Source organism: Escherichia sp. UTM R2, from assembly GCF_048593455.1.
Lineage (GTDB): Bacteria > Pseudomonadota > Gammaproteobacteria > Enterobacterales > Enterobacteriaceae > Escherichia > Escherichia coli.
Window position 1 is genome coordinate 2,159,920 of record NZ_JBFWDY010000002.1, and the last position, 26,010, is coordinate 2,185,929.

Genomic DNA, 26,010 nt, shown 5'->3' on the forward strand with positions numbered 1-26,010 from the left:
TTACCCTTTGCGATGGCCGTAGACGCGCGGACGCGTGTAGTAATCGATCAGAGGAACCGTGATGTTCGCCAGCAGGACGGCAAAAGCCACGCCGTCAGGATAGCCGCCGAAACTGCGGATCAACCAGACTAATAAGCCCGCAAGCGCGCCGAAAATAAGACGACCACGATTGGTCGTAGAAGCGGTAACCGGGTCAGTCAAAATAAAGAATGCGCCGAGCATGGTCGCTCCAGACAGCAGATGAATTTGCGGTGCTGCCAGTGTTTCTGGTGAGAACAACCAGCCCAACATTGCGCATAACGCCAGCGTTACTAAGAAGCTGAGGGGAATATGCCAGCGAATCGCTTTCTGCCATAGCAACCATACGCCGCCAGCCAGCCAGGCGAGATTTACCCATTGCCAACCAGCGCCCGCCAGAATACCGCTGTAGATCGGATATTGCATAATCTGTTCAACCGAATGACCGGCACGGACAGAGGTTTTAAATGTATCCAGCGGTGTCGCCTGACTAATGCCATCAATACCTAAGCGTAGTGTGTTCATATCACCACCACTGGCGGTATGACCGCTAAAAATAACCTGGATGGCGTCGATAAAACCAGGGATGTTGACCGCAATTTCATGTGGCGGTAACCAGCTGGTCATCTGCACGGGGAAGGAGATCAGTAAGACCACATAACCAATCATTGCCGGATTAAACGGGTTTTGTCCCAGACCGCCATACAACTGTTTAGCGATGATCACCGCAAACACCGTACCCAGCACGACCATCCACCATGGCGCGAGGGGGGGAATACTTACCGCCAGCAATAAGCCTGTCAGCAATGCTGAGTTATCTTTCAACGTTGCGGCTACCGACTGCTTGCGTAGTTTGAGTACGAGAGCTTCGGCTAACAGAGCACTAACCGATGCCAACAGGATCTGAACGAGAGTACCCCAACCAAAAAACCACAGTTGCGCTGCGATTCCTGGCACGGCTGCGAGCAACACCAACAGCATAATGCGCGATGTCTGGCGCTGGTTATGGGTATAAGGGGAGCTAGCTATTCTGAATACCATTTAGTCCTCGTTTACAACCTTCTGCTGGGCGGCTTTTTTGGCCTGAGCGCGGGCAATAGCCGCGGCAACTGCCGCTTTGCGCGGATCAACCTGTTCTTCTGGTTCTGCGTTAGTCTGTTGCTGTTCCAGCTTGCGCGCTTTGGCACGGGCAATAGCGGCTTCGACGGCGGCTTTGCGCGGATCAACCTGTTCTTCTGGTTCCGCATTAGCCTGTTGCTGTTCCAGTTTGCGCGCTTTGGCTCGGGCAATAGCGGCTTCGACGGCGGCTTTGCGCGGATCAACCTGTTCTTCTGGTTCCGCATTAGCCTGTTGCTGTTCCAGCTTGCGTGCTTTGGCACGGGCAATAGCGGCTTCGACGGCGGCTTTGCGCGGATCGACCTGTTGTTCTGGCTCGGCATTAGCCTGTTGCTGTTCCAGCTTGCGTGCTTTGGCACGGGCAATAGCGGCTTCGACGGCGGCTTTGCGCGGATCGACCTGTTCTTCTGGTTCCGCATTAGCCTGTTGCTGTTCCAGCTTGCGCGCTTTGGCGCGGGCGATAGCTGCTTCAACGGCAGTTTTACGTGGATCAGCAACGGTTGCTGCGTCGTTAGTTTGCTGCAGTTCTGCCTGTTTCGCTCTGGCTTGCGCTTTACGGGCTTCCCGTGCTGCAATAATTGCACTGTTATCCGGGCGTTCGCCCGCTTTAATCACAATAGGCTGTGTAGCCTGGGCCTGTTTCTCTTTCACCCGCGCCAGAGCGGCAGCAATCGCATCTTTATCTTTGGCTGCAGGTTGAACGGCTGCGCTCTTATGTCGTTCAAGGCGAGCCGCTTTTTCGCGCTCCAGACGAGCCTGGCGCGCTTCGAAACGCGCTTTGGCTTCTGCGGCGCGCTTTTCTTCCTGACGAATAGCCGCAATTTCAGCTTTTTCCTGACGGAAATATTGCACCAGGGGAATATTGCTCGGGCAAACCCACGCGCAAGCCCCACATTCAATGCAATCAGCAATGTTATGCGTGGTAGCTTTATCGTGTTGCTGACCTTTGCTGAACCAGTACAACTGTTGCGGCAAAAGATCCGCAGGGCAGGCGTCAGCACAGGCGCTACACCGGATGCAGCTTTGTTCTTCCTGTGGTTCGCCAAGTTCATTGGCAGAGGGAGCCAACAGACAGTTGGTAATCTTTACGACCGGGACATCCAGCCATGGCAAGGTAAAGCCCATTAGCGGGCCACCCATAATCACCATTTGATCGGCAGAGGGGCAGAATCCGGCATCATTCAATAAATGACGCACTGGCGTCCCCAGCCGTGCCCAGACGTTGCCCGGGCGAGCGATTGCTTCGCCAGTCAGGGTTACAACACGCTCGGTAATCGGCTCGCCATCAATAACGGCACGTTTCACTGCATAAGCAGTGCCGACGTTTTGCATTAATACGCCGATATCGGATGAACGCCCGCCATGTGGAACCTGCTTCCCGGTCAGAATGTAGGTTAATTGTTTAGCACCGCCAGAAGGATATTTGGTTGGAATCACCCGCAGAGAAATATCGTTAGAGTCCGCCAGCACCGCGCGCAGCATGGAAATCGCCTGCGGTTTGTTATCTTCAATGCCGATAAGAATTTCGCGTGGCTGCAGAATATGCGCAAGAATGCGAATACCCTCTACGACCTGAGCCGCGCAATCCTGCATCAAACGGTCATCGGCGGTAATGTACGGCTCGCACTCAGCCGCGTTGATAATCAACGTTTCAATCTTATCTCCGCCACCCTGCAATTTAACGCCTGTCGGGAATCCTGCACCGCCCAGCCCGGCAACACCAAACTGATGTATGCGCTCGATTAACTCTTCGCGACTGCGAGTGCGATAATCGGCCCAGCCGTCGCGCGGGATCCAGCAGTCTTCACCATCGGCATCAATAATCACGCTTAATTCAGCTAAAGCTGAAGGATGAGCCGTAGAGTGGGGCGCAATAGCCGTAACGGTACCCGAGGTGGGCGCGTGAACAGGCAGCATTTTGCCGCGACCACGGGTAAGCGGCTGGCCGCGCAATACTTTATCGCCGACGCTAACGCACAACTCACCTTCAGCGCCAATATGCTGTTTCAGTGGAATAACAAAACGCTGCGCCAGGGGTACCTGGCGCAGGGGTGTACCGTTGGACTGGGTTTTCATCTCCGGTGGATGGATGCCGCCGTTGAAATCCCAGATTTTATTTTTTCTGAATGCAGAGAATAACTTAAGCATGGTGTTCCACGGGAATGATACGCACGGGAATGGTGTTCAGATCCCATTTCCAGGAGTCAGGTGTTTCTGCGACCGGTTGCAACGAGATGCAGTGCGTCGGGCACGGATCAACACATAAATTGCAGCCCGTACAGAGATCACTCATTACCGTATGCATGGCACGGGTAGCGCCAACGATGGCGTCTACCGGACACGCCTGAATACATTTAGTGCAGCCAATACAGTTATTTTCATCAATAACCGCCACCATCCGCGCAGGCGTTATCTCTTGCGCTTCGCCATCCAGCGGCTGCGGCTCGACATTAAGCAACTCGGCAATTTTTAGCATCACAGCTTCGCCACCTGGGGCGCAACGGTTGATTTTTTCACCGTTACAGCTGATGGCTTCCGCGTAGGGGCGACAGCCGGGATAACCGCACTGACCACACTGGCTCTGCGGTAAGATTTCGTCAATTTTCTCAACGACCGGATCGTCTTCCACCGCAAAACGGCGGGAGGCATAACCCAGAATGGCGCCAAACGCCAGGCCCAGCAGGCTCACGGCGGCAACGGCAATCCAGATAGCATTCATTACAACTTCACCAAACCACTAAAGCCCATAAAGGCCAGAGACATAAGACCTGCGGTAATTAACGCAATGGCATTACCGCGAAAAGGTGCCGGGACATCAGCCACAGCAAGGCGTTCGCGGATGGCGGCGAAGAGCACCATCACCAGCGAGAAACCGACAGCGGCGGAAAAACCGTACAGCGCCGACTGCAAGAAATTGTGCCCGAGATTGATATTCAGCAACGCCACGCCGAGCACTGCACAGTTGGTGGTGATAAGCGGCAAAAAAATCCCCAGCAGACGGTAAAGCACCGGGCTGGTTTTGCGCACCACCATCTCGGTGAACTGCACGACCACAGCAATCACCAGAATAAATGCCAGGGTGCGCAGGTAAATCAGATTAAGTGGGATCAAAATCCACGTATCGATAAGCCAGGCGCAAATAGACGCCAGCGTCATCACAAACGTTGTTGCCAGCCCCATGCCCATCGCGGTTTCCAGTTTTTTGGAAACCCCCATAAACGGACAGAGACCGAGAAACTTGACCAGTACAAAGTTATTGACCAGTACAGTTCCGACAAACAGTAACAGGTAGTCAGTCATTTTTCGGCCTGAAATAAAAAAGCCGCCTATTATCCGTTAATCCAGAGCAGGCGACAACAGGTTAACTGTAAGGTTATTACGGATTCACAAACGTCGCTTTTACCCGCGACGAGCGTTTGAAATAGGGGACGATCAATGCGGTTGCCAACAAAGTAAACAGCAACTGGCGAACGGCTATGCCATCTTCCACGGGTGAAAAAGCGAATGCTTTTACTGCCAGCAATACGGAAATAAGCAGCCAGATAATATAGTGTTTAGGAACACAACGCCGACGTTTAAAGAAAGCGATGGTCAACCACAGTGTGTAATACCACAAGGCGATAGCGGTAATAAAAGAAACGCCCCATAAGATTTGTGTCGTCAGTGCTTGTCCGCCGAGCGTTTGAAATGTTTGCGGAGAAGATAACGCAGCGGTATACAGCAACAACGCCAGCGTCGTACTCAACAGAGCGACTAAAAGCCAGGCCAACGGGCCAAGCAACCAGCCTCCAATACGTTGTGGCGTTGTGGTGGTCATAGGTTCTCCAGAATAGCGACGCAAACAGGCAAATCTAATTTTAGGGGCGTTATTATAAGGCTTTTATAACCGATCGCTACTTTCTTTATTGGACATAGTGCCAGACGGACTTCGGTACCTGGCCGAGGTCAAACAAACGCCCGCCAGAAACCAGCTCTGCGCGACGGTGATCGGCAGCACGATACATATTGATCAGTTCCTGATCGTCCGTCAGGGTGTAATTAAGATGGTCGTAGAGTTTTTCCAGACTTTCGAGTGAACTGATTTTGCGAAATTTTAATAAGTAGTCCTGAACAGTCATAAAAGGTCCATAAAATAATTAATACCAAAGGGGTAGGTATTATTAGTGATGATAAAATTTCACCAAAAGTGAACGCTTGTGTTATTACAATAATAAGAATGCGCTGATGGCAAATATTCAGGGATGAAAAACTGCTCTGAAAAGAGTAACGCGCTTTACTATCCCTGACAATCACCAACAACATCGAACAAGATAATAAATTCCTGGTTTAATATCCGACAAGTGAAAACATGCACCCGGACGGGCAGCATGTCGCTCCACAAGTGCAGAGCTTACTTGTGTTGTACCGAAGCACTCTGTTCAGGTGGCTGATAGTTGTCAATGTGACTCGCCACGCCAAGAAGAATGACTGAAACGACAAGAACGATCCAACCTGTTAATTCAATAAGACGATTCATTACAGCCCACATCTCTCTTGATTGATCCATTAACTTCAGGGGATAAATGTTACTTAGCAATAATAGCTCCAGCAAGATTTTTACTGAGGTTTTTGCGATATTTAGCTTTTGTCGTTGGAAAATTCGCTATTTTTTTGACTTAAGTTAAACAACATCCCTTATTGCTGGCAGGTTATTAAACTGTTGAGCGTGGGTAAAGGATAGTGTCAAATAGCCATCATACTTCAATGAGAGGCAATGACATGAGCGACAACATCCGTGTTGGGTTGATTGGGTATGGTTATGCGAGCAAAACCTTCCATGCGCCCCTGATTGCGGGCACGCCCGGGCTGGAACTGGCGGTAATCTCCAGCAGTGATGAAACAAAAGTAAAAGCCGACTGGCCAACGGTTACGGTTGTCTCTGAGCCGAAGCATCTGTTTAACGATCCCAACATAGACCTGATTGTCATTCCTACACCCAACGATACCCATTTCCCGTTAGCCAAAGCGGCGCTTGAGGCGGGTAAACATGTGGTCGTTGATAAACCCTTTACCGTGACACTGTCACAAGCGCGAGAGCTGGATGCGCTGGCAAAAAGCCTGGGGCGTGTGCTGTCTGTATTCCATAACCGTCGCTGGGATAGCGATTTCTTGACGCTAAAAGGTTTACTCGCGGAAGGCGTGCTGGGTGAAGTTGCTTACTTTGAGTCTCATTTTGACCGCTTCCGTCCGCAGGTGCGCGATCGTTGGCGTGAACAGGGCGGCCCAGGCAGCGGTATCTGGTACGATTTAGCACCACATCTTCTTGATCAGGCCATTACGCTTTTTGGTTTACCGGTCAGCATGACGGTAGATTTGGCACAGTTACGGCCCGGAGCGCAGTCGACCGATTATTTCCACGCCATCTTGTCCTATCCACAGCGGCGAGTCATTTTACACGGTACCATGCTGGCAGCCGCTGAGTCAGCACGGTATATCGTGCATGGATCCCGAGGCAGTTATGTGAAATATGGCCTCGATCCACAGGAAGAACGTCTGAAAAATGGCGAGCGTCTACCGCAGGAAGACTGGGGCTACGATATGCGTGATGGCGTACTTACCCGCGTGGAAGGTGAGGAACGTGTCGAAGAAACGCTGTTGACGGTGCCTGGGAATTATCCGGCTTACTATGCGGCTATTCGTGATGCGTTAAATGGCGATGGTGAAAATCCGGTTCCGGCAAGCCAGGCAATCCAGGTAATGGAGTTGATTGAGCTGGGCATCGAATCCGCCAAACATCGCGCGACTTTGTGCCTTGCATGAAAAATGGATGGTGCATTTGCACCATCCATTTTGTTACTTCGCGGCGACTTTTTCTCGCAGTGCGCGTTTTTCCTCAGCGCTGAGGAAAGCCATTTCCAGACCATTAATCTGTGCCTGGCGGATTTGCTCGCGGGATAACCCAGCAGCTGGCGCGGCAACGGTATATTCGTGAATGATATCCACTCCCTGTACGCCGGGATCGTCAGTGTTAATGCTGGCACGAATGCCATGCTCAAGGAACGTTTTCAGCGGATGTGCAGCCAGCTCTGCTACGGTGCTGGTCTGAATATTGGAGGTCAGACAGGATTCAATACCAATTTGTTGCTCGGCGAGAAAATCCATCAGCGCCCGATCTTCAATGGCTTTTACGCCATGTCCAATACGCTCCGCACCCAGTTCACGAATCGCCTGCCAGATGCTTTCCGGCCCGGCAGCTTCGCCTGCATGGACGGTAATATGCCAGCCCGCATCACGCGCGCGGTTGAAGTGAGAAAGGAACAGACTTCCCGGGAAACCAAGTTCATCACCGGCTAAATCAAGTGCGGTAATCTGGTCACGGTGGGCTAAAAAGGCCTCCAGCTCTTGCTGACAGGCGGCTTCGCCGAAGGTCCGGCTCATAATGCCGATAAGCTTCGCCTGCACACCAAAGGTGCGGCAACCTTCACGTACGCCATCGATCACCGCTTCGACAACACCCGCTACAGGCAGCTGATGTGCCATTGCCATGTAGCCTGGTGAAAAACGCAGCTCGACATAGTGCAGGCCGTGACGGGCTGCATCTTCAATGTTTTCAAATGCCACGCGGCGACAGGCATCAAGAGAGGCGAGAACTTTAACGCCCCAGTCAAGTTTGGTCAGAAAGCTCACCAGATCGGGTTCGTTGGCAATGACCTGAACGTGGGGAATCAGTGTTTCCAGGGATTGTGCAGGAAGCGAGATATTATACTGGCGGCCAAGTTCAAGAATGGTCTGGGGACGAATGTTGCCATCAAGGTGGCGATGGATATCAGTTAATGGCAGGGTGGTATCAATCATGGTCGCACTCTTTTTCTGGATATAAAAGTGCGCACCATTATAAAAACAAAGCAGGGTAAAAATCCACGATTGCGCAACGATTTTTTACGTTGCGCAATTGGGGTTAACGAACAGCGCGGATGGCGTTAATTAATCCAGCCACACCTTTTTCCAGTTTCGAACGTGGGCAGCCGGCATTGAGACGGACAAAACCACGACCTTCTTCACCGTAGGTATACCCCGGCATGATCGCGACTTTTTCTTGTTCGATAAGTGCTTTTTGCAACGCGTTGTCGTCAATATTCAACGGACGTAAATCAAGCCATGCCAGATAAGTGGATTGTGGGATCTGCCAGTTGAGTTCAGGAAACGCGGCGTTCATTTTATCTGCGATATACGTCAGGTTATCTTTCAGATAGATGCGTAAGGCATCCAGCCACGGCGCGCCTTGCTGATAGGCGGCGATATGGGCAGTTAACGCCAGTACCGAAGGGGAAGAAAGCCCATCACGGCCTTTCAGTGCCGATAAATAGGCATCGCGGCTACTGCTATTTTCTATAATCCCGTAAGCACCGGTCAGGGCGGGAATATTGAAACTTTTCGAGCCCGACGTTAGCAACGCCCAGTCTCCGCGAGCCACATTACTCCAGGGAATATGCGGCTGCTCGCCCCAAACCATATCCATATGGATTTCATCGGAAATAACCCGCACACCATGACGCTCGCACAGGTCAGCCATGATCTCCAGCTCATCGCACGTCCACACTTTCCCGGTAGGATTCTGTGGGCTACACAGGAGCATAATTTTACATTCTGGTTTCGCCAACACGGCTTCCAACTTGCCCATATCGCAAAACCAACCATCAGCCTGCTTCTCTAAAGCAACGGGCATTACTGTGCGCTGGTTACCTTCAATGGCCTTGTAAAATGCGTCATAGGCGGGTGTGTGGATCACCACGCCTTCACCTGTTTCAGACCACTGACGAATCAGTTCTGAAACCATATAGATGACAGAAGGGCCATACACCACCGTCTGAGAATCGATGGCGGTGTAATGCTGGGTGGAAAACCAGTGGGCAATAGCCGCGAGAAACTCATCGTTTTTCCAGCGGCTGTAGCCAAATACGCCGTGCATCAGGCGCTGATTCAGCGCCTCGATAATGCAGGGGGCAGTGGCAAAATCCATGTCTGAAATCGTGAACGGTAACAGGTCAGCAGTGCCGAAACGGTCAGCGACATAATCCCACTGTGTACACCATGTGCCATGACGATCCACGACCTTTGAAAAATCGAACATATCTTATCCTTATGCCTGGACAGTATGCATCAGACCGGCCATTTCATCTTTTACTGACTGAACTTGTGGCCCGATAACAACCTGCAGGTTATGTTGATTAAGTTGTACTACGCCAATTGCCCGATTGTCCTTCAGTGCCTGCACATTAACAAGCGACATATCTTTCACAGACAAACGCAGACGGGTAATGCAGTTATCGAGGCTGACAATATTGTCGGCACCGCCTAATGCTTCGAGGATTGCAGGAACGTTGTAACCTGATTTACCCGGCGCACCGGCAACGGCTTTTTCGATTGAGCTGGCAACTTCGCTATCGCGCCCCGGGGTTTTCAGATTGAAGCGGGTGATAGCGAAACGGAAGATGACGTAGTAAACGACAAACCAGATTGCCGCCACCACTGGCACCATGTACCACTTGGTTGACAGACCATGCAAAATACCGAACACCACGAAGTCGATGATATTGCCGTCGGTATTACCGATGGTGACGCCGAGCACAGACATGACGGTGAAGCCGAGGCCGGTTAACAGCGCGTGGATGACATACAGAACTGGCGCTACGAACAGGAACAGGAATTCCAGCGGTTCGGTAGTGCCGCCAACGACGCAGGCGATCAGGCCAGAAATCAGCAGACCTTTAATTTTATGGCGATTTTCCGGGCGCGCGCAGTGATACATAGCTAACGCTGCACCTGGCAGACCGCCGAGAAACGCAGGCATTTTACCTTGCGAAAGGAAACGCGTGGCGCTTTCAGAAAAACCGTGAGTGGTCGGGCAACTCAATTGCGCCTGGAAGATGGTCAGTGCGCCGCTGACGGTTTGACCGCAGACTTCCTGCGTGCCGCCTGCGTCGGTAAAGCGAATTAATGCCACCAGAATGTGATGCAGACCAAACGGCAACAGCAGACGTTCACCGGTACCAAACAGCATCGGTCCGAAATCACCCGCGCTGTTTATCATATGGCCCAAGCCGCTAATACCCATGGCGAAAATCGGCCAGACTAATGGAATCACCAGGCCGACAAGGCCCATCACCAGCGAGGAGATAATTGGTACGAAGCGCGTACCGCCGAAGAATGCCAGCGCATCCGGCAGGCGGATATTATGGAAACGCTCATGCAGCATCCAGACGATAATACCGGCGATCACCGCACCGAGGATCCCGGTATCGATCGACTGGATCCCAAGAATGCTCTGGATGTTATTGGCTTTCAGAACCGCGGCATCCGTGGTTGGCAGAATGCCTTTATTGGTCAACCAGAAGTTTACCGCGAGGTTCATTACCGCATAACCGACGAAGCCAGCGAATGCCGCTACGCCTTTATTTTCGCGTGCCAGGCCCAGCGGGATGGCGATACAGAACATGACAGGCAGGAAACTAAAAGCAAACGAGCCAATCTTACTCATCCAGGTAAAGATAGCCTGCAACACGGGGTTGCCCAGGACCGGGATCAGGGTTATGACATCATGGCTGCTAAGAGAACTACCAATGCCGAGCATAATGCCGCAGAACGACAATAATGCCACGGGTAACATGAAGGTTTTGCCTAACTGCTGGAAGAACTCCCACAGCGTGACTTTCGGTGCTGTTTTCGCCGTCATAAAACGACTCCTCGTAGAGAACAATCTGGATTCAGTAAATTGCGCGAGAAGATAAAACGTTTTATCAAATTTTAGTGAGGCATAAATCACATTACGCAACGATAATAGCGGGTATAAGATAAATAAAAGGTAAAACGTTTTATCTGTCACATAATCAGGGAGTAGGTCATCTGCATGGCTACCGCCAAAAAAATAACCATTCATGATGTTGCGCTGGCTGCGGGCGTGTCGGTAAGTACCGTTTCGCTGGTGCTTAGTGGCAAAGGGCGAATCTCTACCGCCACAGGAGAACGCGTTAACGCCGCCATTGAAGAGCTGGGATTTGTGCGCAATCGCCAGGCGTCGGCGCTGCGCGGCGGGCAAAGCGGCGTCATTGGTTTGATCGTCCGTGATTTATCTGCGCCGTTTTACGCCGAATTGACGGCCGGATTGACGGAAGCTCTGGAAGCGCAGGGACGGATGGTTTTTTTGCTTCACGGCGGTAAAGACGGTGAGCAGCTGGCACAGCGGTTTTCACTGTTACTGAATCAGGGTGTCGATGGTGTGGTAATTGCCGGAGCTGCAGGAAGTAGCGATGACCTGCGACGGATGGCAGAAGAAAAAGCTATCCCGGTGATTTTCGCTTCCCGTGCCAGTTATCTTGATGATGTTGATACGGTTCGCCCGGACAACATGCAGGCTGCACAGTTGTTGACGGAGCATCTCATTCGCAATGGGCATCAGCGGATCGCCTGGCTGGGAGGGCAAAGTTCCTCATTAACCCGTGCAGAACGGGTTGGGGGCTATTGTGCAACTCTACTAAAATTTGGCCTGCCGTTTCATAGCGATTGGGTGTTGGAGTGCACTTCCAGCCAGAAGCAAGCCGCGGAAGCTATCACGGCGCTTTTACGTCATAACCCGACCATCAGTGCCGTGGTTTGCTATAACGAAACTATTGCGATGGGGGCATGGTTTGGTTTGCTCAAAGCAGGGCGGCAAAGCGGGGAAAGTGGAGTCGATCGTTACTTTGAGCAACAGGTTTCGCTGGCGGCATTTACCGATGCGACACCAACCACACTTGATGATATACCTGTTACCTGGGCCAGCACGCCAGCGCGGGAACTTGGTATCACACTTGCGGATCGCATGATGCAAAAAATCACCCATGAAGAGACGCATTCACGCAATCTTATTATTCCCGCCCGGCTCATTGCAGCGAAATAATCCTCTCTTTATCTGCTATACCTGGTAGTGTCCTTTCCTCAAGGTTAATGATAAAAAATGTGGCACACAGGCGGTGCCTTTTATTTTTACTGAAGTTCACAGGAGGTTTATGTGTTTAATTCTGACAACCTGAGACTCGACGGAAAATGCGCCATCATCACAGGTGCGGGTGCAGGTATTGGTAAAGAAATCGCCATTACATTCGCGACAGCTGGCGCATCTGTGGTGGTCAGTGATATTAACGCCGACGCAGCTAACCATGTTGTAGACGAAATTCAACAACTAGGTGGTCAGGCATTTGCCTGCCGTTGTGATATTACTTCCGAACAGGAACTCTCTGCACTGGCAGACTTTGCTATCAGTAAGCTGGGTAAAGTTGATATTCTGGTTAACAACGCCGGTGGCGGTGGACCTAAACCGTTTGATATGCCAATGGCGGATTTTCGCCGTGCTTATGAACTGAATGTGTTTTCTTTTTTCCATCTGTCACAACTTGTTGCGCCAGAAATGGAAAAAAATGGCGGTGGCGTTATTCTGACCATCACTTCTATGGCGGCAGAAAATAAAAATATAAACATGACTTCCTATGCATCATCTAAAGCTGCGGCCAGTCATCTGGTCAGAAATATGGCGTTTGACCTGGGTGAAAAAAATATTCGGGTAAATGGCATTGCGCCGGGGGCAATATTAACCGATGCCCTGAAATCCGTTATTACACCAGAAATTGAACAAAAAATGTTACAGCACACGCCGATCAGACGTCTGGGCCAACCGCAAGATATTGCTAACGCAGCGCTGTTCCTTTGCTCGCCTGCTGCGAGCTGGGTAAGCGGACAAATTCTCACCGTCTCCGGTGGTGGGGTACAGGAGCTCAATTAATACACTAACGGACCGGTAAACAACCGTGCGTGTTGTTTACCGGGATAAACTCATCAACGTCTCTGCTAAATAACTGGCAGCCAAATCACGGCTATTGGTTAACCAATTTCAGAGTGAAAAGTATACGAATAGAGTGTGCCTTCGCACTATTCAACAGCAATGATAGGCGCTCACCTGACAACGCGGTAAACTAGTTATTCACGCTAACTATAATGGTTTAATGATGGATAACATGCAGACTGAAGCACAACCGACACGGACCCGGATCCTCAATGCTGCCAGAGAGATTTTTTCAGAAAATGGATTTCACAGTGCCTCGATGAAAGCCATCTGTAAATCTTGCGCCATTAGTCCCGGGACGCTCTATCACCATTTCATCTCCAAAGAAGCCTTGATTCAGGCGATTATCTTACAGGACCAGGAGAGGGCGCTGGCCCGTTTCCGGGAACCGATTGAAGGGATTCATTTCGTTGACTATATGGTCGAGTCCATTGTCTCTCTCACCCATGAAGCCTTTGGACAACGGGCGCTGGTGGTTGAAATTATGGCGGAAGGGATGCGTAACCCACAGGTCGCCGCCATGCTTAAAAATAAGCATATGACGATCACGGAATTTGTTGCCCAGCGGATGCGTGATGCCCAGCAAAAAGGCGAGATAAGCCCAGACATCAACACGGCAATGACTTCACGTTTACTGCTGGATCTGACCTACGGTGTACTGGCCGATATCGAAGCGGAAGACCTGGCGCGTGAAGCGTCGTTTGCTCAGGGATTACGCGCGATGATTGGCGGTATCTTAACCGCATCCTGATTCTCTCTCTTTTTCGGCGGGCTGGTGATAACTGTGCCCGCGTTTCATATCGTAATTTCTCTGTGCAAAAATTATCCTTCCCGGCTTCGGAGAATTCCCCCCAAAATATTCACTGTAGCCATATGTCATGAGAGTTTATCGTTCCCAATACGCTCGAACGAACGTTCGGTTGCTTATTTTATGGCTTCTGTCAACGCTGTTTTAAAGATTAATGCGATCTATATCACGCTGTGGGTATTGCAGTTTTTGGTTTTTTGATCGCGGTGTCAGTTCTTTTTATTTCCATTTCTCTTCCATGGGTTTCTCACAGATAACTGTGTGCAACACAGAATTGGTTAACTAATCAGATTAAAGGTTGACCAGTATTATTATCTTAATGAGGAGTCCCTTATGTTACGTCCTGTAGAAACCCCAACCCGTGAAATCAAAAAACTCGACGGCCTGTGGGCATTCAGTCTGGATCGCGAAAACTGTGGAATTGATCAGCGTTGGTGGGAAAGCGCGTTACAAGAAAGCCGGGCAATTGCTGTGCCAGGCAGTTTTAACGATCAGTTCGCCGATGCAGATATTCGTAATTATGCGGGCAACGTCTGGTATCAGCGCGAAGTCTTTATACCGAAAGGTTGGGCAGGCCAGCGTATCGTGCTGCGTTTCGATGCGGTCACTCATTACGGCAAAGTGTGGGTCAATAATCAGGAAGTGATGGAGCATCAGGGCGGCTATACGCCATTTGAAGCCGATGTCACGCCGTATGTTATTGCCGGGAAAAGTGTACGTATCACCGTTTGTGTGAACAACGAACTGAACTGGCAGACTATCCCGCCGGGAATGGTGATTACCGACGAAAACGGCAAGAAAAAGCAGTCTTACTTCCATGATTTCTTTAACTATGCCGGGATCCATCGCAGCGTAATGCTCTACACCACGCCGAACACCTGGGTGGACGATATCACCGTGGTGACGCATGTCGCGCAAGACTGTAACCACGCGTCTGTTGACTGGCAGGTGGTGACCAATGGTGATGTCAGCGTTGAACTGCGTGATGCGGATCAACAGGTGGTTGCAACTGGACAAGGCACTAGCGGGACTTTGCAAGTGGTGAATCCGCACCTCTGGCAACCGGGTGAAGGTTATCTCTATGAACTGTGCGTCACAGCCAAAAGCCAGACAGAGTGTGATATCTACCCGCTTCGCGTCGGCATCCGGTCAGTGGCAGTGAAGGGCGAACAGTTCCTGATTAACCACAAACCGTTCTACTTTACGGGTTTTGGTCGTCATGAAGATGCGGACTTGCGTGGCAAAGGATTCGATAACGTGCTGATGGTGCACGACCACGCATTAATGGACTGGATTGGGGCCAACTCCTACCGTACCTCGCATTACCCTTACGCTGAAGAGATGCTCGACTGGGCAGATGAACATGGCATCGTGGTGATTGATGAAACTGCTGCTGTCGGCTTTAACCTCTCTTTAGGCATTGGTTTCGAAGCGGGCAACAAGCCGAAAGAACTGTACAGCGAAGAGGCAGTCAACGGGGAAACTCAGCAAGCGCACTTACAGGCGATTAAAGAGCTGATAGCGCGTGACAAAAACCACCCAAGCGTGGTGATGTGGAGTATTGCCAACGAACCGGATACCCGTCCGCAAGGTGCACGGGAATATTTCGCGCCACTGGCGGAAGCAACGCGTAAACTCGACCCGACGCGTCCGATCACCTGCGTCAATGTAATGTTCTGCGACGCTCACACCGATACCATCAGCGATCTCTTTGATGTGCTGTGCCTGAACCGTTATTACGGATGGTATGTCCAAAGCGGCGATTTGGAAACGGCAGAGAAGGTACTGGAAAAAGAACTTCTGGCCTGGCAGGAGAAACTGCATCAGCCGATTATCATCACCGAATACGGCGTGGATACGTTAGCCGGGCTGCACTCAATGTACACCGACATGTGGAGTGAAGAGTATCAGTGTGCATGGCTGGATATGTATCACCGCGTCTTTGATCGCGTCAGCGCCGTCGTCGGTGAACAGGTATGGAATTTCGCCGATTTTGCGACCTCGCAAGGCATATTGCGCGTTGGCGGTAACAAGAAAGGGATCTTCACTCGCGACCGCAAACCGAAGTCGGCGGCTTTTCTGCTGCAAAAACGCTGGACTGGCATGAACTTCGGTGAAAAACCGCAGCAGGGAGGCAAACAATGAATCAACAACTCTCCTGGCGCACCATCGTCGGCTACAGCCTCGGTGACGTCGCCAATAACTTCGCCTTCGCAATGGGGGCGCTCTTCCTGTTGAGTTACTACACCGACGTCGCTGGCGTCGGTGCCGCTGCGGCGGGCACCATGCTGTTACTGGTGCGGGTATTCGATGCCTTCGCCGACGTCTTTGCCGGACGAGTGGTGGACAGTGTGAATACCCGCTGGGGAAAATTCCGCCCGTTTTTACTCTTCGGTACTGCGCCGTTAATGATCTTCAGCGTGCTGGTATTCTGGGTGCCGACCGACTGGAGCCATGGTAGCAAAGTGGTGTATGCATATTTGACCTACATGGGCCTCGGGCTTTGCTACAGCCTGGTGAATATTCCTTATGGTTCACTTGCTACCGCGATGACCCAACAACCACAATCCCGCGCCCGTCTGGGCGCGGCTCGTGGGATTGCCGCTTCATTGACCTTTGTCTGCCTGGCATTTCTGATAGGACCGAGCATTAAGAACTCCAGCCCGGAAGAGATGGTGTCGGTATACCATTTCTGGACAATTGTGCTGGCGATTGCCGGAATGGTGCTTTACTTCATCTGCTTCAAATCGACGCGTGAGAATGTGGTACGTATCGTTGCGCAGCCGTCATTGAATATCAGTCTGCAAACCCTGAAACGGAATCGCCCGCTGTTTATGTTGTGCATCGGTGCGCTGTGTGTGCTGATTTCGACCTTTGCGGTCAGCGCCTCGTCGTTGTTCTACGTGCGCTATGTGTTAAATGATACCGGGCTGTTCACTGTGCTGGTACTGGTGCAAAACCTGGTTGGTACTGTGGCATCGGCACCGCTGGTGCCGGGGATGGTCGCGAGGATCGGTAAAAAGAATACCTTCCTGATTGGCGCTTTGCTGGGAACCTGCGGTTATCTGCTGTTCTTCTGGGTTTCCGTCTGGTCACTGCCGGTGGCGTTGGTTGCGTTGGCCATCGCTTCAATTGGTCAGGGCGTTACCATGACCGTGATGTGGGCGCTGGAAGCTGATACCGTAGAATACGGTGAATACCTGACCGGCGTGCGAATTGAAGGGCTCACCTATTCACTATTCTCATTTACCCGTAAATGCGGTCAGGCAATCGGAGGTTCAATTCCTGCCTTTATTTTGGGGTTAAGCGGATATATCGCCAATCAGGTGCAAACGCCGGAAGTTATTATGGGCATCCGCACATCAATTGCCTTAGTACCTTGCGGATTTATGCTACTGGCATTCGTTATTATCTGGTTTTATCCGCTCACGGATAAAAAATTCAAAGAAATCGTGGTTGAAATTGATAATCGTAAAAAAGTGCAGCAGCAATTAATCAGCGATATCACTAATTAATATTCAATAAAAATAATCAGAACATCAAAGGTGCAACTATGAGAAAAATAGTGGCCATGGCCGTTATTTGCCTGACGGCTGCCTCTGGCCTTACCTCTGCTTATGCGGCGCAACTGGCTGACGATGAAGCGGGACTACGCATCAGACTGAAAAACGAATTGCGCAGGGCGGATAAGCCCAGTGCTGGCGCGGGAAGAGATATTTACGCATGGGTACAGGGAGGATTGCTCGATTTCAATAGTGGTTATTATTCCAATATTATTGGCGTTGAAGGCGGGGCGTATTATGTTTATAAATTAGGTGCTCGTGCTGATATGAGTACCCGGTGGTATCTTGATGGTGATAAAAGTTTTGGCTTTGCCCTGGGGGCAGTAAAAATAAAACCCAGTGAAAATAGCCTGCTTAAATTAGGTCGCTTCGGGACGGATTATAGTTATGGTAGCTTACCTTATCGTATTCCGTTAATGGCTGGCAGTTCGCAACGTACATTACCGACAGTTTCTGAAGGAGCATTAGGTTATTGGGCTTTAACACCAAATATTGATCTGTGGGGAATGTGGCGTTCACGAGTATTTTTATGGACTGATTCAACAACCGGTATTCGTGATGAAGGGGTGTATAACAGCCAGACGGGAAAATACGATAAACATCGCGCACGTTCTTTTTTAGCCGCCAGTTGGCATGATGATACCAGTCGCTATTCTCTGGGGGGATCGGTACAGAAAGATGTTTCCAATCAGATACAAAGTATTCTCGAGAAAAGCATACCGCTCGACCCGAATTATACGTTGAAAGGGGAGTTGCTCGGCTTTTACGCGCAGCTCGAAGGTTTAAGTCGTAATACCAGCCAGCCCAATGAAACGGCGTTGGTTAGTGGACAATTGACCTGGAATGCGCCGTGGGGAAGCGTATTTGGCAGTGGTGGTTATTTGCGCCATGCAATGAATGGTGCCGTGGTGGATACCGACATTGGCTATCCCTTTTCATTAAGTCTTGATCGTAACCGTGAAGGAATGCAGTCCTGGCAATTGGGCGTCAACTATCGTTTAACGCCGCAATTTACACTGACATTTGCACCGATTGTGACTCGCGGCTATGAATCCAGTAAACGAGATGTGCGGATTGAAGGCGCGGGTATCTTAGGTGGTATGAACTATCGGGTCAGCGAAGGGCCGTTACAAGGGATGAATTTCTTTCTTGCTGCCGATAAAGGGCGGGAAAAGCGCGATGGCAGTGCGCTGGGCGATCGCCTGAATTACTGGGATGTGAAAATGAGTATTCAATATGACTTTATGCTGAAGTAAGAAATAACGCCGGAGAGAAAAACCTCCGGCGTTTCAGATTGTTGACAAAGTGCGCGTTTTTTATGCCGGATGCGGCGTAAACGCCTTATCCAGCCTACAAAAACTCATAAATTCAAAGTGTTGCAGGAAAAGGTAGGCCTGATAAGCGTAGCGCATCAGGCAATCTCTGGTTTGTTTTCAGATGAAAACGCCGGAGTGAAAATTCTCCGGCGTTTTGGCCGTGAATTACTGCTGCGGAATTGCCGGTACAGCCGGAACGTTAAGAGCTGGCATCGCAAACATGCCAACAAAATCTTCTAACGACATTTTCTGCCCATTTAACGTTATCTGACCGTTAGCATATTGCAGGCTGGTGGTGATGGTATTGTCCTGCAAGGTGGTCAGACGGAACATCTGCCCCATTGCTGATGCACCTTCAACTTGCTGTTTCGCCAGTTTTTTCGCTTGATCTTCCTGATAACCTTCCAGCTTCGCTACCTGAGTCATAAACTCAGTTGCCATATCCACCGGAATGGTCAGTTTCGCATCCAGAGATTTAACCGAACGATCTACTTCCTGCGCCAGCGTTTGCGGCGCTTCTTTAGTCGTTGCCGGATCTTTCAGGAACAGCGACAGATTCAGGGCACTTTCACCCTGACTGTTTTTCCAGCTTAGCGGCGCGATAGTAATCACCGGATCGCCTTTCAGCATCAGCGGCAGGGCGCTAAAGAAGGCTTCCGTCACTTTCTCCTGATAAAGTTCGGGGTTGTTGGCAATTTCTGGCTGTGCCAGCAGCGCCTGAGTTTGCGCGTTATATTGCTGGCTAAACTGATGCCAGGCTTCACCATCAATCTGGCCGACTTTTAAAGTCAGCTTGCCGCTGCCCAGATCCTGATTCTGTACCTTCAGGCTGTTTAGCGAGTAATCCAGTTGGCTATTGATCGTTTTACCGTCATTGACCAGATCCGATTTACCGCTGATCTCCATGCCTTCCAGCAGTGCCAGTTCTTTGCCTTCCACTGAAATGGTCATTTTTTCCAGTGACAGTTTTTGATTTCCTACACGCTCACCAAAACTTGCCAGCGTGCTGGAACCGTCGGTTTTCAGATTATTAAAGGTCAACTGCACTTTCTGGTTGTATTCGTTAACTGCGTCTATCCGACCACTTTGCGCCTCCCCGGAAAGGGAGATGGCTTTGCCGTCTCTGTCAGCATTTAACTGGAACTCGCCGCCGCTAAAGGCGACTTTTTCATCCTTTTGCTCGTAATTCAGTGGCTTGAGCGAAATATCGGAACTGGAATCACCGCTGTAACCAATGCGCGAGTTAATCTCAAAAGGCGTTTCACCTTTTGCCATATCAAACAGTGGTTTGCTTACTTCGTTATTAACCAGCGTGGTTTGAATTGATGCCATCGACGGGATCAGGTTCAGTTTTTTAAGCTGGGCAAGCGGGAAGGGACCATGATCAACCGATTCGTTGAAGATGACGCTCTGACCGCTTTTAATCCACGGATTTTCTTTCCCGGCAATGGGTTTCACCAACAGTTGCAACTGGCTGCTGAATACGCCGCGATGATAGTTTTGATAACTCACTTCCAGGTTGGATTCAGGAGCTGTCAGTTTGAGTTGCGCGTTCGCCTGCGCGACCATGTCTTCGAGATGGGTTTCAATCTTCTTGCCTGTATACCATGCGCCGCCTGTCCAGACTACGCCTAGCGCAACAATGACGCCTACCGCTACCAGCGATTTATTCATAATGATTATCCATAAAATGAAATCAGGCGGACTGGCCGCCTGAAGGTGTTATAAGCCTTTAATAAGCTTAGCAAGAGATGTTAATTTTTTCAGTAAGCTCTTACAGCTTGTTGTAAACACGCGCTAAACGGCCGTGGCCTTTGACAGTCACCGGTGATTCGTTGGCGGCAATAAACGCTGATTCACCCGGTTTAAGCTGTAACTGCTGAGAACCTTTCCACAACGTTGCATCGCCTTCGACGCAGAACAAAATGGCGGCACTCTGCTGGCTAATGGTGGTTTCTTTATCACTAAGGTCATGCAGCGAGAAGGCAAAATCATCCACTGGAATCGGGAAGTCCAGTTCTGCACCTTGTTTCACCGGCTGGGTCAACAACTGGTTAGCCGGTTTGGCTTCGAATTTCACATTGGCAACCAGTTCCGGAATATCAATGTATTTAGGCGTCAGACCCGCACGCAGCACGTTATCGGAGTTTGCCATCACTTCCAGCGCCACGCCTTGCAGGTAAGCGTGCGGTGTTTCAGCGAACAGGAACATCGCTTCGCCAGGGTTCAATTTCACCACATTCAGCAATAGCGGGGAGAACAGACCGCTGTCTTCCGGGTAAAATTCAGAAATTAAACGAATCGTTTGCCACGGTTCACCCTGCTGGCTATCGAGGGCCGATTTTAAAATCGCCAGCGCGCGGGATTTTTCTTCACCCTGCATATTCAACAGGCTGGCGAACAGTTCGCTTAAACGTTCGGCATTAGGCTGTTGTAAAAAGTGAGCAATTGCCGGATGTGCACCTGCGACTGGCTGGAGTAGGGAGACAATCTCGGAAAACTCACGAAACGCGTTCATCGCAAGGAAAGGCGTCAGCGCAAAAACCAGCTCCGGCTTGTGGTTAGGATCTTTATAGTTACGCTCGGCGGCATCCATCGGGATACCTGCGGCATTTTCTTTGGCAAAACCGATTTCAGAATTGCGTTTGTTTGGATGAACCTGAATGGAGAGCGGCTGTGCTGCGCATAATACTTTGAACAGGAAAGGCAGTTCGCCAAAGCGTTTGGCAACGGCCTCTCCGAGCAGAGTCGATTTATCACTCTCAATCACATCACGCAGTGAAACGATATCTCCGGCGGCATTCTGCACTCGTGAACTGCTTTTCGGATGTGCGCCCATCCACAGCTCGGCCATCGGCTGGCTGGACGGATTTTCCATACCATAAAGTTCAGTCAACGCCGTTTTGCTGCCCCAGGCATAGTTTTGCACTGAGTTAATGAGTTTTTGCATGATCAATCCCTGTTTTAATGTGGAAATTAATCCCACTATTAAAGCAAGAATCCTACGGGAAGTAACCTGGAGCCGCAAAAAGTCGTACTAGTCTCAGTTTTTGTTAAAAAAGTGTGTAGGATATTGTTACTCGCTTTTAACAGGGCAACGGAACACCCGCCCAGAGCATAACCAAACCAGGCAGTAAGTGAGAGAACAATGTCAAACAAACCCTTTCATTATCAGGCTCCTTTTCCACTCAAAAAAGATGATACTGAGTATTACCTGCTAACCAGCGAACACGTTAGCGTATCTGAATTTGAAGGGCAGGAGATTTTGAAAGTCGCACCCGAAGCGTTAACTCTGTTGGCGCGCCAGGCGTTTCATGATGCGTCGTTCATGCTGCGTCCGGCGCACCAACAACAGGTGGCCGACATTCTGCGTGACCCGGAGGCCAGCGAAAATGATAAATATGTGGCGCTGCAATTCCTGCGTAACTCCGACATCGCGGCGAAAGGCGTTCTGCCAACCTGTCAGGATACCGGCACCGCGATTATTGTTGGTAAAAAAGGGCAGCGTGTATGGACCGGTGGTGGTGATGAAGCGGCGCTGGCGCGCGGTGTCTATAACACTTATATCGAAGATAATCTGCGCTACTCGCAAAACGCGCCGCTGGATATGTATAAAGAAGTGAATACCGGCACCAATCTGCCAGCGCAGATCGATCTTTATGCCGTTGATGGCGACGAATACAAATTCCTCTGTATCGCCAAAGGTGGTGGTTCGGCAAACAAGACGTATCTCTATCAGGAAACCAAAGCGTTACTGACGCCGGGGAAACTGAAAAATTACCTGGTTGAGAAGATGCGCACGCTGGGTACGGCGGCCTGTCCTCCGTATCATATTGCGTTCGTTATTGGTGGAACTTCTGCAGAAACGAACCTTAAAACGGTGAAACTGGCTTCCGCGAAATACTATGATGAACTGCCAACGGAAGGGAATGAGCACGGTCAGGCGTTCCGCGATGTGGAACTGGAAAAAGAATTGCTGATCGAAGCGCAAAATCTTGGTCTGGGTGCGCAGTTTGGTGGTAAATACTTCGCTCACGACATCCGCGTGATTCGCCTGCCACGTCACGGCGCATCCTGCCCGGTCGGTATGGGCGTCTCCTGCTCTGCTGACCGTAATATCAAAGCGAAGATCAACCGTCAGGGGATCTGGATCGAAAAACTGGAACATAATCCAGGCAAATATATCCCGGAAGAGCTGCGCAAAGCGGGAGAAGGCGAAGCGGTGCGCGTTGACCTTAACCGTCCGATGAAAGAGATCCTCGCACAGTTGTCGCAGTATCCCGTTTCTACACGCTTATCGCTTAACGGCACGATTATCGTCGGTCGTGATATTGCTCACGCCAAACTGAAAGAGCGGATGGATAACGGTGAAGGGCTGCCGCAGTACATCAAAGATCATCCGATTTACTACGCGGGTCCGGCCAAAACGCCGGAAGGTTATGCCTCCGGTTCTCTTGGCCCAACGACCGCCGGACGGATGGATTCTTATGTCGATCAACTGCAAGCGCAGGGCGGAAGTATGATCATGCTGGCGAAAGGCAACCGCAGCCAGCAGGTGACGGATGCCTGTAAAAAACACGGCGGCTTCTACCTTGGCAGTATCGGTGGTCCGGCCGCTGTATTGGCGCAGGGAAGTATTAAGAGCCTGGAATGTGTTGAATATCCGGAACTGGGAATGGAAGCCATCTGGAAAATTGAAGTGGAAGATTTCCCGGCGTTTATCCTTGTGGATGATAAAGGAAATGACTTCTTCCAGCAGATACAACTCACACAATGCACCCGCTGTGTGAAATAAACAGAGCCGCCCTTCGGGGCGGTTTTTTTACATGGCACGAAAGACCAAACATTTGTTATCAAATGGTAAATAATAAGTGAGCTAAAAGTTGCTTAACGAAAGCAAAACAGAAAGAAAAAATTAATCAGGTGAGGAGCAGGTCATGAATACAGTACGCAGCGAAAAAGATTCGATGGGGGCGATTGATGTCCCGGCAGATAAGCTGTGGGGCGCACAAACTCAACGCTCGCTGGAGCATTTCCGCATTTCGACGGAGAAAATGCCCACCTCACTGATTCATGCGCTGGCGCTAACCAAGCGTGCAGCGGCAAAAGTTAATGAAGATTTAGGCTTGTTGTCTGAAGAGAAAGCGAGCGCCATTCGTCAGGCGGCGGATGAAGTACTGGCAGGACAGCATGACGACGAATTCCCGCTGGCTATCTGGCAGACCGGCTCCGGCACGCAAAGTAACATGAACATGAACGAAGTGCTGGCTAACCGGGCCAGTGAATTACTCGGCGGTGTGCGCGGGATGGAACGTAAAGTTCACCCTAACGACGACGTGAACAAAAGCCAAAGTTCCAACGATGTCTTTCCGACGGCGATGCACGTTGCGGCGCTGCTGGCGCTGCGCAAGCAACTCATTCCTCAGCTTAAAACCCTGACACAGACACTGAATGAGAAATCCCGTGCTTTTGCCGATATCGTCAAAATTGGTCGTACTCACTTGCAGGATGCCACGCCGTTAACGCTGGGGCAGGAGATTTCCGGCTGGGTAGCGATGCTCGAGCATAATCTCAAACATATCGAATACAGCCTGCCTCACGTAGCGGAACTGGCTCTTGGCGGTACAGCGGTGGGTACTGGACTAAATACCCATCCGGAGTATGCGCGTCGCGTAGCAGATGAACTGGCAGTCATTACCTGTGCACCGTTTGTTACCGCGCCGAACAAATTTGAAGCGCTGGCGACCTGTGATGCCCTGGTTCAGGCGCACGGCGCGTTGAAAGGGTTGGCTGCGTCACTGATGAAAATCGCCAATGATGTCCGCTGGCTGGCCTCTGGCCCGCGCTGCGGAATTGGTGAAATCTCAATCCCGGAAAATGAGCCGGGCAGCTCAATCATGCCGGGGAAAGTGAATCCAACACAGTGTGAGGCATTAACCATGCTCTGCTGTCAGGTGATGGGGAACGACGTGGCGATCAACATGGGGGGCGCTTCCGGTAACTTTGAACTGAACGTCTTCCGTCCAATGGTGATCCACAATTTCCTGCAATCGGTGCGCTTGCTGGCAGATGGCATGGAAAGTTTTAATAAACACTGCGCAGTGGGTATTGAACCGAATCGTGAGCGAATCAATCAATTACTCAATGAATCGCTGATGCTGGTGACTGCGCTTAACACCCACATTGGTTATGACAAAGCCGCGGAGATCGCCAAAAAAGCGCATAAAGAAGGGCTGACCTTAAAAGCTGCGGCCCTTGCGCTGGGGTATCTTAGCGAAGCCGAGTTTGACAGCTGGGTACGGCCAGAACAGATGGTCGGCAGTATGAAAGCCGGGCGTTAATCCGCAACATACAGGTGCAGCCGGGGAATGATCAAACGAAGCGGCTGCGCCTGTGGTTTATAACGGTGTTGCACATTGTCGGCATCGTAATTTAACAACTCCCCAACATCCGGCACGCCCGCGCCATTATCCCGATTAATCAGCGCAATAAGCGGTGTAGGGCAAGCGTGTTGTACTTGTTTTTGATCTCCTTTGTACCAGACGCGGGCAATCGGCTGCACCTTCACCGGACGTTTGATTTTTAACTTCGCGTTCTGTGGCAGGGCAGCGATATCCTGATACTCTCGCTCCAGTTTTCTTTGCCACTCCTCGCGCGTCCACGGTGCGACACTGCGTGGTGATTTCAGGCTTTTTTCCAGCTGTGCCAGGACTTCATCACGATGCAAATTCTTAATGATATGTTTATTAGCCCAACCAAAGCGTAAAGTGGCGGGGTCGTGCAGAACGGTGAGCGTGCGGTAAGCATTAAGGGTGATCAGCCCCGGCAAATGACGATGCACCCATTCAAAACGTGCCGCGGTGGGGAGTTCTGATTCAACCGTGACGATATGCTCGAACGTGGTCTTGAGTTTATTGATGTGCTGAATATGACTGACCAACGCTGCTTGCGAAAGGTTATCGACCTGGTAACACAACACGCCAGGCAGACGGACAGCGGCCTTGCTGCTGCGATTTTCGGACTGTTGTTGAATAAATAAATGGCGGAAATGACGCAACGCCAGCGACTGCGCGTCGTTGCCGAGATGTTGTTTTACCTCAATACGATTAAGCGGATTATGCTCATCCTCTTTTTTTACCTCCGGCAAAGAGAACACGCGGGCAACCAATAGCTTGTGTTGCTCAAGATGAGCGGCAAATGCAGCCAGCTCTTGTTCCATCTGGCGAAAGGTAGTGTTGAGTCGGTCTACGAGATCGTAACGCGCCATAATATTAACCACTTTAGTTACAACATACTTATTTTATAGCACAGTCGTGGTGACTTGACCATCGTGCG

Annotated in this window: 22 protein-coding genes; 9 read left to right on the plus strand and 13 right to left on the minus strand. The window is 50.7% G+C overall.

Annotated features, from left to right (window positions below; translation table 11 throughout):
- The 7 genes from rsxD to blr form a co-directional block, all read right to left on the minus strand.
- The gene (gene rsxD / locus AB4H76_RS11330; RefSeq protein ID WP_000231927.1) at positions 1–1,059 is read right to left on the minus strand and encodes an electron transport complex subunit RsxD; all 1,059 of its coding nucleotides are present in this window, start codon (positions 1,057–1,059) and stop codon (positions 1–3) included.
- Complete coding sequence (rsxC, locus tag AB4H76_RS11335; protein ID WP_088537935.1) at positions 1,060–3,282, minus strand: electron transport complex subunit RsxC; 2,223 nt, start codon at positions 3,280–3,282, stop codon at positions 1,060–1,062. It abuts the gene before it with no gap.
- Positions 3,275–3,853, minus strand: a complete 579-nt coding sequence (gene rsxB, locus AB4H76_RS11340; protein WP_000991805.1) for an electron transport complex subunit RsxB — start codon at positions 3,851–3,853, stop codon at positions 3,275–3,277. The genes rsxC and rsxB overlap by 8 nt, the downstream gene beginning before the upstream one ends.
- Entirely contained in the window at positions 3,853–4,434 is a 582-nt protein-coding gene (rsxA, locus tag AB4H76_RS11345; RefSeq protein WP_000133193.1) for an electron transport complex subunit RsxA, read from the minus strand. Before rsxA ends, rsxB begins: the two co-directional genes overlap by 1 nt.
- Positions 4,435–4,510: 76 nt before the next feature.
- On the minus strand, positions 4,511–4,951 hold the full coding sequence (locus AB4H76_RS11350) for a DUF2569 domain-containing protein (RefSeq protein ID WP_001310854.1): 441 nt from the start codon (positions 4,949–4,951) through the stop codon (positions 4,511–4,513).
- A gap of 85 nt (positions 4,952–5,036) precedes the next feature.
- Positions 5,037–5,252 (minus strand): transcription modulator YdgT, encoded by a 216-nt coding sequence (gene ydgT, locus AB4H76_RS11355; protein ID WP_000217950.1) that lies wholly within the window; start codon positions 5,250–5,252, stop codon positions 5,037–5,039.
- A 272-nt stretch (positions 5,253–5,524) separates the two neighbouring features.
- Positions 5,525–5,650: a division septum protein Blr gene (gene blr, locus AB4H76_RS11360; protein WP_001300888.1), complete on the minus strand. Its 126-nt coding sequence runs from the start codon at positions 5,648–5,650 to the stop codon at positions 5,525–5,527.
- A gap of 242 nt (positions 5,651–5,892) precedes the next feature.
- Between blr and AB4H76_RS11365 the strand changes: the two genes are divergently transcribed.
- A complete protein-coding gene (locus AB4H76_RS11365; RefSeq protein WP_001282516.1) occupies positions 5,893–6,933 on the plus strand; it encodes an oxidoreductase in 1,041 nt (346 codons plus the stop codon).
- Between the two features lie 33 nt (positions 6,934–6,966).
- Here AB4H76_RS11365 and add read toward each other — a convergent pair whose 3' ends face one another.
- From add to malX, 3 genes are all read right to left on the minus strand, one after another.
- Entirely contained in the window at positions 6,967–7,968 is a 1,002-nt protein-coding gene (add, locus tag AB4H76_RS11370) for an adenosine deaminase (RefSeq protein WP_000567490.1), read from the minus strand.
- Positions 7,969–8,071: 103 nt separating this feature from the next.
- The gene (gene malY / locus AB4H76_RS11375; RefSeq protein WP_000459379.1) at positions 8,072–9,244 is read right to left on the minus strand and encodes a bifunctional maltose regulon transcriptional repressor/cystathionine beta-lyase MalY; all 1,173 of its coding nucleotides are present in this window, start codon (positions 9,242–9,244) and stop codon (positions 8,072–8,074) included.
- A 9-nt stretch (positions 9,245–9,253) separates the two neighbouring features.
- On the minus strand, positions 9,254–10,846 hold the full coding sequence (gene malX, locus AB4H76_RS11380) for a PTS maltose transporter subunit IICB (RefSeq protein ID WP_000125609.1): 1,593 nt from the start codon (positions 10,844–10,846) through the stop codon (positions 9,254–9,256).
- A gap of 174 nt (positions 10,847–11,020) precedes the next feature.
- Between malX and malI the strand changes: the two genes are divergently transcribed.
- The 6 genes from malI to uidC all read left to right on the plus strand — a co-directional run bounded on the left by malI (position 11,021) and on the right by uidC (position 18,615).
- Positions 11,021–12,049 (plus strand): mal regulon transcriptional regulator MalI, encoded by a 1,029-nt coding sequence (malI, locus tag AB4H76_RS11385; RefSeq protein ID WP_000179510.1) that lies wholly within the window; start codon positions 11,021–11,023, stop codon positions 12,047–12,049.
- 111 nt (positions 12,050–12,160) lie between these two features.
- Positions 12,161–12,928: a 7-alpha-hydroxysteroid dehydrogenase gene (gene hdhA, locus AB4H76_RS11390; protein ID WP_000483353.1), complete on the plus strand. Its 768-nt coding sequence runs from the start codon at positions 12,161–12,163 to the stop codon at positions 12,926–12,928.
- 220 nt (positions 12,929–13,148) lie between these two features.
- Entirely contained in the window at positions 13,149–13,739 is a 591-nt protein-coding gene (uidR, locus tag AB4H76_RS11395; RefSeq protein ID WP_000969092.1) for a DNA-binding transcriptional regulator UidR, read from the plus strand.
- A gap of 390 nt (positions 13,740–14,129) precedes the next feature.
- On the plus strand, positions 14,130–15,941 hold the full coding sequence (uidA, locus tag AB4H76_RS11400) for a beta-glucuronidase (RefSeq protein WP_000945881.1): 1,812 nt from the start codon (positions 14,130–14,132) through the stop codon (positions 15,939–15,941).
- Positions 15,938–17,311 (plus strand): glucuronide transporter, encoded by a 1,374-nt coding sequence (gene uidB, locus AB4H76_RS11405; protein WP_001075863.1) that lies wholly within the window; start codon positions 15,938–15,940, stop codon positions 17,309–17,311. The genes uidA and uidB overlap by 4 nt, the downstream gene beginning before the upstream one ends.
- Positions 17,312–17,349: 38 nt before the next feature.
- Positions 17,350–18,615 carry a glucuronide uptake porin UidC gene (uidC, locus tag AB4H76_RS11410; protein ID WP_001227036.1) on the plus strand — a complete coding sequence of 422 codons (1,266 nt, stop codon included), beginning with the start codon at positions 17,350–17,352 and terminating at the stop codon, positions 18,613–18,615.
- A 225-nt stretch (positions 18,616–18,840) separates the two neighbouring features.
- On the opposite strand, the gene AB4H76_RS11415 is transcribed toward uidC, so the two are convergent.
- Both AB4H76_RS11415 and manA read right to left on the minus strand, forming a co-directional pair.
- Positions 18,841–20,349 (minus strand): YdgA family protein, encoded by a 1,509-nt coding sequence (locus AB4H76_RS11415; protein ID WP_001043339.1) that lies wholly within the window; start codon positions 20,347–20,349, stop codon positions 18,841–18,843.
- A gap of 100 nt (positions 20,350–20,449) precedes the next feature.
- Positions 20,450–21,625 (minus strand): mannose-6-phosphate isomerase, encoded by a 1,176-nt coding sequence (gene manA, locus AB4H76_RS11420; protein WP_001170683.1) that lies wholly within the window; start codon positions 21,623–21,625, stop codon positions 20,450–20,452.
- A 198-nt stretch (positions 21,626–21,823) separates the two neighbouring features.
- Between manA and fumB the strand changes: the two genes are divergently transcribed.
- Positions 21,824–23,470 (plus strand): class I fumarate hydratase, encoded by a 1,647-nt coding sequence (gene fumB / locus AB4H76_RS11425; protein WP_000066639.1) that lies wholly within the window; start codon positions 21,824–21,826, stop codon positions 23,468–23,470.
- A 142-nt stretch (positions 23,471–23,612) separates the two neighbouring features.
- Positions 23,613–25,016 (plus strand): class II fumarate hydratase, encoded by a 1,404-nt coding sequence (fumC, locus tag AB4H76_RS11430; protein ID WP_001099085.1) that lies wholly within the window; start codon positions 23,613–23,615, stop codon positions 25,014–25,016.
- Here fumC and tus read toward each other — a convergent pair.
- The gene (gene tus / locus AB4H76_RS11435; RefSeq protein WP_001295399.1) at positions 25,013–25,942 is read right to left on the minus strand and encodes a DNA replication terminus site-binding protein; all 930 of its coding nucleotides are present in this window, start codon (positions 25,940–25,942) and stop codon (positions 25,013–25,015) included. The two genes, fumC and tus, sit on opposite strands and share 4 nt — an antisense overlap.
- Positions 25,943–26,010: the final 68 nt, after the last annotated feature.